At 69.1% G+C, this 7,252-nt stretch carries 5 protein-coding genes; 2 read left to right on the top strand and 3 right to left on the bottom strand.

All coding sequences use genetic code 11. The annotated features are described in order from the left end of the window. Window positions 1–486: 486 nt before the first annotated feature. Window positions 487–861 (top strand): hypothetical protein, encoded by a 375-nt coding sequence (locus tag AB0O76_RS37225; protein WP_365500969.1) that lies wholly within the window; start codon window positions 487–489, stop codon window positions 859–861. 116 nt (window positions 862–977) lie between these two features. On the opposite strand, the gene AB0O76_RS37220 is transcribed toward AB0O76_RS37225, so the two are convergent. Further along, window positions 978–2,237: a glycosyltransferase gene (locus tag AB0O76_RS37220; protein WP_365500967.1), complete on the bottom strand. Its 1,260-nt coding sequence runs from the start codon at window positions 2,235–2,237 to the stop codon at window positions 978–980. Window positions 2,238–2,835: 598 nt separating this feature from the next. Here AB0O76_RS37220 and AB0O76_RS37215 point away from each other — a divergent pair. After that, entirely contained in the window at window positions 2,836–3,078 is a 243-nt protein-coding gene (locus AB0O76_RS37215; protein WP_365500965.1) for a hypothetical protein, read from the top strand. A gap of 493 nt (window positions 3,079–3,571) precedes the next feature. Here AB0O76_RS37215 and AB0O76_RS37210 read toward each other — a convergent pair whose 3' ends face one another. Then, window positions 3,572–6,076 (bottom strand): MMPL family transporter, encoded by a 2,505-nt coding sequence (locus AB0O76_RS37210; protein WP_365500963.1) that lies wholly within the window; start codon window positions 6,074–6,076, stop codon window positions 3,572–3,574. 196 nt (window positions 6,077–6,272) lie between these two features. Beyond that, a complete protein-coding gene (locus AB0O76_RS37205) occupies window positions 6,273–7,247 on the bottom strand; it encodes an acyl-ACP desaturase (protein WP_365500961.1) in 975 nt (324 codons plus the stop codon). Window positions 7,248–7,252 lie beyond the last annotated feature (5 nt).

Genomic DNA, 7,252 nt, shown 5'->3' with positions numbered 1-7,252 from the left:
GCGCCCACAAGACCATCGCTCAGCACCCGCCCCGAGCATCCGAATCTGCCCCGCTACCAGCACATATACCCGCCCAAACAGGAACGCAGCACTAGTCCACGTGACGCCGACGGAGCTACCCGCGTCAACTTACGCGAGGGGCATCGGTCTTGGCCTTTGCTGCGATCGAACCCGCCGACGCTTCATACGATCTAAACAGCAGCCGAGTCGTCGGGGGGGCGGGCGGCGAATCGTAAGAAGCCACGGACGGCAGACCACTGAAAGCCACACCCGACACCCCTGGGTGAGCCAACCCTACGCATGGCTCGCTCATCCCGATCAACAAGGTAGGGACCACTGAACCCATTCGGAAAGACTCGTCCAGGGGCCGCCGCGATCGGCGCCCGTGCCCTCCAACTCGGGCAGGATGCCACCGCGCACGCGCTCGGAATCGCCGAATACCACGCCCCGAGGGCCCCGATGATGCGGTGCATCGACCACCCCGCCATGGTCAAGGACAGCTCCGCGTGGGGAGCCCTCGCCGGGGTGTCAGCGGCCCTGCTGGCCGGCGACGGCTTCACCGGAGCGCCGGCGACACTGGCGACCCCGGGGACCGACGACGGCCCCGATGTCTGGGCCGACCTGGGCCACCGGTGGCTGATTCTGGATCAGTACTTCAAACCCCTCCCGGTCTGCCGATGGGCTCACCCGGCCGTGCAGGCCACTCTCAACGTGGTGGCCGAGCACGGCATCGCCCCCGGACACATCGACCGGATTGTGGTGACCACTTTCCACCCGGCCACGAGGCTGACGTCCAGGACACCGCGCACAACCGAGGAAGCCCAGTACAGCCTCCCCTGTGCCAAGCCGATGTCTGCCTGATTCTCACCGACGGAACTCGCCTGTCCTCGGGCCGAAGCCCGAGGCCGGTGCCAGTTGCGCCTGGCCGCTGTACGGGCACTATGGGCGATGGTGTGTCGATCGTGCTGCGCCCCCAACTACCGGACCCGTGCCAGCCATTGTTCCAGCAGGACGGCCGCCCGTTCCGCACCGCGTTCGGCCGCCACCTGTTCCTGGACGGCGTGTGCTCGTTCACGCATCGGGCCGTCGGCGGCCGCCGCCCTGCGGACCTCGTCGGAGAGGCCGTCAGCGGACAGGTGATGGATCGACTGGGGCGGGGTGCCGACACCCAGCGCGGCGAGGCGCTCTCCCCAGAACGGCTGGTCGAGGAAGAACGGGGTGATGACCTGGGGTACTCCGGCCCGCAGACCCGCCGCCGTGGTGCCCGCGCCGCCGTGATGTACGACGGCCGCCATACGGGGGAAGAGCCACTGGTGCGGTGCCCCGCTGATCACGTGGAACTCGTCGTCCGAGGGCTCGGTAGCGGGGTCGCCGAGGAGCACGCCCCGTAGTCCGGCGCGCCGCAGAGCGGTGCGCACCAGCTGCCCGGTCTCCCGCGGGTCGTTGGGCACCATGCTGCCGAAGCCGACGAAGACCGGCGGCGGGCCGCTGTCGAGGAAGGCGCTGAGCTCGGGCGATGGCGCCCAGGACGGGGACAGCTCGGTGAACCAGTAGCCGGTGACATGGACAAAGGACGGCCAGTCGGCGGGCCGTGGCACGACTGTCGGGCTGAAGCCGTAGAGCAGCGGGTGTCCGGCGCGCCGCAGCTGGGCGGTGGGCGCGCGAAGCGGAACGCGCCGGCCGGCGGCCGATCGCCGGACCAGTGCCGAGCGGAAGGCACGCCACAGCGTGTTCTCCACGACGCGGTGGCTCCATCGGTTGCCCGGGCCGCCCAGAGAGCGCCGGTGAGAGAGCTGGATGGTGGGGAAGTCCCGTGTCGGGTACATGGGTTGCAGACCGCCGTAGCAGAACGGTGTTGTCGGCGGCACGATCACGGGCCGAAACATCATCCCGAACACGGAGCAGACGACCGCGTCGGCGCTCGCGCACGCATCGGCCATGTCAGAGACAACCTGGTCGGCATAGGCGGCGGTGAGCGGCCGTAGCCGTTTGGCCAGGCGCAGCGGGTTGCGTTCCGCGCCGAGCCACTGCTGCCCGTCGGAGCTGCTGAGTACCTGGGAGACGTCCAGATCGATCGGGATGTGCTCCAGCCCGGCGTCGTGTACGAGGTCGGCGTATATGCGACCGGTGGCGATGCGCACGTGGTGTCCGCGTTTCTCAAGTGCCTGGCCGACGGGTAGGTAGGGCTGGGTGTCGCCGCGTGAGCCGAACGCGAGGAAGGTGATCTGGTGACTCATGCCGCGGACGGTACGCAGGACCAGCGGCGCGATGCACTTACGGTGCGGTGATCCTGGTTTTGCGGCCGCTGGTCGGATATCATCCGCACTTTTCCTGGACGCGACGGTGCCGGCCGCGGGGTGGCGGGACACGGTACCGTCGGCCGCTTCCCACGGCAGAGGACTCCGTGGGAAGCGGCCATTGGCCGGGATCAACAGCCCCTGCGCACGGGCCGCGGCCGCCGCTGGGGCCCAGAGGCGAGCCCGGCAGCCGCGACGGGGCGTTGCCGACGACGAGGTCCGTGGTCCACACCAGCACGGGAGCCAGGCCCGGACCGAGCAGGGCGGACCAGGGGGCCGTCTACCAGAAAACGCCGTCGAGGCCCGGCAACGACAGGCCGATGGACGCCGTCGCCTAGCGGCCATCCCCGTAACGACCGCTGGGCGGAGGCCGATCCGTCCGGATGCCAACTCATGCCCGTACCCGGGCTGCGAAGTTCCTTGGCTATGAGATCGCGATCCAGCGCAACGACACGAAAAAGACCGGCCATTACCGGCGTGTCAACGGTCAGGCTATCGGCAGCGGTCGGCGAAAGTAGTCGACCGACGGCCGGTCTGGGTGGACTATCCGCACAAAGAGCTGGTCACACGGCTCTTGACGGACACCTGCGAAATCTGTGGGAGCAACGGTGATGTCCAGGTGCATCACATTCGTGCTCTTGCTGATCTTGCTCATGCCGGGTGGCCGCCGTCCGATTGGGCACGCGTCATGCTCGACCGACGCCGCAAGACAGTTGTGGCCTGCGACGCTTGCCACGACCGAATCCATGAGGCGCAGGCGGCCAGATCATTCACGCTGTGATCACGAGCCGGGTGATCGGGGAAACCATCAAGTCCGGTTCGGCGGGAGGCCGCGAGGAAAAGGACCTGCCACGGTAGATACTTCGCCACGCGGCCGACCCAACCGCCTGGCTGGGCCGATACCGGAGACTCTCCATAGACTACGAGTACCTGGCCGCCAGCCAGGAGAACGCGATCTACCTGGCCACGGTCATGCTCCTTTTGCACCGGACCTCAAAAGCCCTGCCCTGAACGGGACTTCTCAGACACCCTCTAGTTCATCCGGGCCGAACGCCCGACCTTCGCAGTGCGCGGGCGGCGCCGGGACATCCGGGGTTTGTTCATTCGGCTTTCGGTATCGACGGGACCGAAAGAGTAGGCCGCTGCGAAAAGTCGGTCGCCCTTCTACAGTGACAGGTGGAATACTGGCCGATTCTGCGGTGATGCGCAGAACATTTCGCTGAGCCGTTGGCCGGCACATATTCGCTTGCCGATCAGGCCGGCCTTTTCTCCGGTCATGCGTTGATCCTTTTCCGGTGCCATTGGCACAGCATCGGGAAAGCCCGGGCCAGTTTGCACCGTTCGGAAGGTGACAGGCAATCAGCCGAGCTCCGAGAGCAGTCGGCGCTGCCGCTGCCGCCTGTGTGCGGCGGCGTATCAGCGGTCGATTGCCGGCGCCGTGGATGACGGAGGGGTACGAAGCCCGCCCCGCGTTCGGCCGGTGCCTCCGCGAGACCGATCCGTGCGTGCACCCGGCGCAGCCACCGGGGCGCGTACCAGGCGTTCTCACCGAGCAGCCCGAAACAGGCCGGTACAAGCACGCCCCGAATCACGGTCGCGTCCACGAGCACGGCCAGGCCGCTGCCGAGGCCGAACATCTGCATAAAGCTCACCGAGCCGAAAACGGGGGCCAGCAGGCTGACCGTCAGGAGCGCGGCCGCCGCGGAGACGATGGCCCCGGTGCGTGCCAGGCCGGTCGGCACGGCCCGGGCCGTGGGGAGGCCCTGGTCGTGGAGTTCCTTGATCCGGCTCAGTACGAAGACCTCGTAGTCCATGGACAGCCCGAAGACGATGCACAGCATCAACAGCGTCATGGCGGTGTCCATCGGCGTCGGCGTGAAGCCGAGCAGCGAGGAGAGGTGCCCCTCTTGGAAGATCCACACCATGGCACCGGTGACCGCGCCCAGCCCGAGCAGATTCAGCGCCAGGGCACGCAGTGGCTGCACCACACTGCCGGTGAAGCAGAACAGCAGCGCGAACGTGGTGGTGCCGATCATCAGCAGGGCGAGCGGCAGGCGCTCGCCGATGACGTGCTTGGTGTCGGTGAGCCGGGCAGCGGGTCCGCCGACCAGAGCCTCGGTTCCGTGTGGGGGCGCCGTCTCGCGGATCTGGCGGACCAGGCGCTGCTCTTCGGCGGAGGTACCCAGGGCGGTGTGCGTGCGGACGGTGAGGTGCTGCTGGCCCGCAACGGTCCGTGACGGGTCGGCCGGGCCCTTGGCGCGGCGGGAGAGCGCCTGGACGGTGCCCGCGCTGGTCTCGACGGCGTCGACACCGGGGAGGGCGGCGAGGGTGCCGGCGTACGCGACAATCTGGGAACTGGTGAGCGCCGGGCCGTTCGTCACGATCTCGACCGGGTCGGCGATCCCGCCGCCGGGAAAGTCCTCGCGCACGGCGGTGGCGACCGTCCGGCTGGCGGATTCCTCCGGCAGGACGCGTTCGTCCGGGATACCGAACTCCGCCCCGAGCAGCGGCGCGGCAGCGGCCAGGAGTACGGCTACGGCGGGCAGCGCCGCGTGCAGCGGCCGCCGGAGGACGGCCACGGCGATCCGGCCCCACAGCGCCGGCACCCCCGCGTCCTGTGGCCCGGGCTCCGATGCGGCGGGGTGCTCCGCCCGGTGCCGGCCCGGTATCCGCCGTGACCGAGCGATACGGCGTCCCGCGAGCGTGGGCAGCGCCTGATCCGCGGGTCTCGCCGCCCGGTGCCGGCCCCGCGTCCGCGGCTGCGCGGCGACGCGGTGGCCCAGCACGGTGAGCAATGCCGGGGCGAGAACGAGGGCGGCCAGTGCGGCGATGGCGACCACCCCGATCCCGGCATAGGCGAAGGACCTCAGGAGGTAGAGCGGGAAGATCAGTAGTGCGGTGAGCGCGGCCGTGAACGTAGCCGCGGAGAAGAGGATGGTGCGGCCCGCGCCGGCCACCGTGCGCACCACGGCCTCCTGGACTTCGTACCCTGCCGCGACCTGCTCACGGAAGCGGCTGACCATCAGCAGCCCGTAGTCGACCGCCAGGCCCAGGCCGAGCGCTGTGGTGAGGTTCGTGGCGAAGGTCGATACCTCCGTGACGCTGCCCAGGACGTACAGCTCGGCGAAGGTGCCCAGGATCGCCACCAGGCCGATGGCCAGCGGAACCAACGCGGGGATCAGACCTCGGAAGATGAAGACGAGCAGGACGAGGGTGACCGGTACCGCGACGGCCTCGGCCACCCCCAGGTCGCCGGCGAGCCGTGTGACGACGTCATGGCTGGTACCGGCCGGTCCGCCCGCGAGGACGGTGAGATCCCGGCCGGCCGCGTCCCCGTCGGCGTAGTCGTCGATCAGCTCCTCGGCCCGCTCGGTGACCTGCTGCTCGTTGCCGGCCAGCCGGATCAGGAGGAGTCCCGCGCGGCCGTCCTCGGCCCGGAGGGCAGGGTTTCGCTGCTGCCAGTACGAGAGGACGCTCTCGACGCCTTCCCGTTCGGATACCCGCTCCGTGAGGGAACGACCGGCGGCGCGCGCGGCACGGGAGTCGACCGTGCCGCGGTCCGGGCGGACCAGCAGGACGAGGTCGGTGGTGCCGCCGAACTCCTGGTCCAGCAGCTGCGCCGCCCGGGTGGAGGGGGCGCCAGGATCCTCGAATCCGCCGCGTTTGAGCGTGCTGACGGCGGCAGGCGCGGCAGCCGCCATGACGATGACGACGATCCCGGCGAGGGCGAGGACCGCACGAGCCCTGCGGGAGAGGAACGCTCCGAGGAGCTGCAGCATGGACGGCCTCCGGAAGAGGGAAGGGGGAAGAGAGCAGCGGCGCGGCCGCCGAGCCGATAGTGGGCGGCGTGAACTCCCGCGACGTCGTGAGCTCCCGGCGATGTCGTTGTCCTCATAGCCCTTGAGGGGGCGTCAAGCCCTTGAAGGCCACAGGCCGCCCGTCCCGCTCACGGATGTCAGGGGTTGGCCACGCCCCTCAGGCTGCGGGTTTGCCCGGGGCCAGCAGGGCGAGCAGAGCCTCGCGGCGTTCGTCGAACTTGCCGGCCTGGCCGTTCAGGCCCTCCATGAAGAAGCCCAGTTCCTCCTGCGCTTTGAGTCCCTCGGGGCCGAGCCCGGAGATCTGCAGCACCTTGAGGAAGCGGAGGACGGGCTGGAGTACGTCGTCGTGGTGGATCCGTAGGTTGTAGACCCCGCCGATGGCTATCCGGGCGGCGGCCCGCTCGAAGCTGGGGATGCTGTGTCCCGGCATGCGGAAGTTCACCACTACGTCGCGGACGGCAGTCATGGTCTGGTCGGGAGCCAGCTCGAACGCCTTGGCCAGCAGGTTCCGGTAGAAGACCATGTGCAGGTTCTCGTCGGTCGCGATCCGGGCCAGCATCCGGTCGCATACCGGGTCGCCGGAGTGGTGGCCGGTATTGCGGTGCGAGATGCGGGTGGCCAGTTCCTGGAAGGTGACGTAGGCGATCGAGTGCAGCATGCTGTGCGGGTGGTCGGATTCGTAGCCCTCCGACATGTGCTGCATACGGAACCGCTCCAGCGCGACCGGGTCGACGGCCCGTGAGGTGAGCAGGTAGTCGCGCATGACGATGCCGTGCCGGCCCTCTTCGGCGGTCCAGCGGTGGACCCACGTGCCCCAGGCGCCGTCGCGGCCGAAGAGTGTGGCTATTTCGTGGTGGTAGCTGGGGAGGTTGTCCTCGGTCAGGAGGTTGACCAGCAGCGCGATGCGGCCGATGTCGGAGACCTTGGACTGCTCCGGCGCCCAGGGTTCGCCGCCCATGACCCCGTCGAAGTTACGTCCGTCGCTCCACGGCACGTACTCGTGCGGCATCCACTCCTTGGCGACGTTCAGGTGCCGGTTGAGTTCGGTCTCGACAACCTCTTCCAGCGCGTAAAGGAGGCGTGTGTCGCTCCACGACGCGGGCCGGACACGGGGGGCTTCGGGGGTGTGCATAGCGT

It is taken from the genome of Streptomyces sp. NPDC086554, assembly GCF_040686095.1.
In the GTDB taxonomy this organism is placed as follows: domain Bacteria; phylum Actinomycetota; class Actinomycetes; order Streptomycetales; family Streptomycetaceae; genus Streptomyces.
Note: the sequence above shows the minus strand (reverse complement) of the source record. Positions and strands in the feature narration are given on the sequence as shown.

What these genes read in the sequence shown, in the direction of transcription:
- AB0O76_RS37205 (WP_365500961.1), bottom strand. Translation starts at nt 7,247, where the DNA reads ATGCACACCCCCGAAGCCCCCCGTGTCCGGCCCGCGTCGTGGAGCGAC.
- AB0O76_RS37220 (WP_365500967.1), bottom strand. Translation starts at nt 2,237, where the DNA reads ATGAGTCACCAGATCACCTTCCTCGCGTTCGGCTCACGCGGCGACACC.
- AB0O76_RS37210 (WP_365500963.1), bottom strand. Translation starts at nt 6,076, where the DNA reads ATGCTGCAGCTCCTCGGAGCGTTCCTCTCCCGCAGGGCTCGTGCGGTC.
- AB0O76_RS37225 (WP_365500969.1), top strand. Translation starts at nt 487, where the DNA reads ATGGTCAAGGACAGCTCCGCGTGGGGAGCCCTCGCCGGGGTGTCAGCG.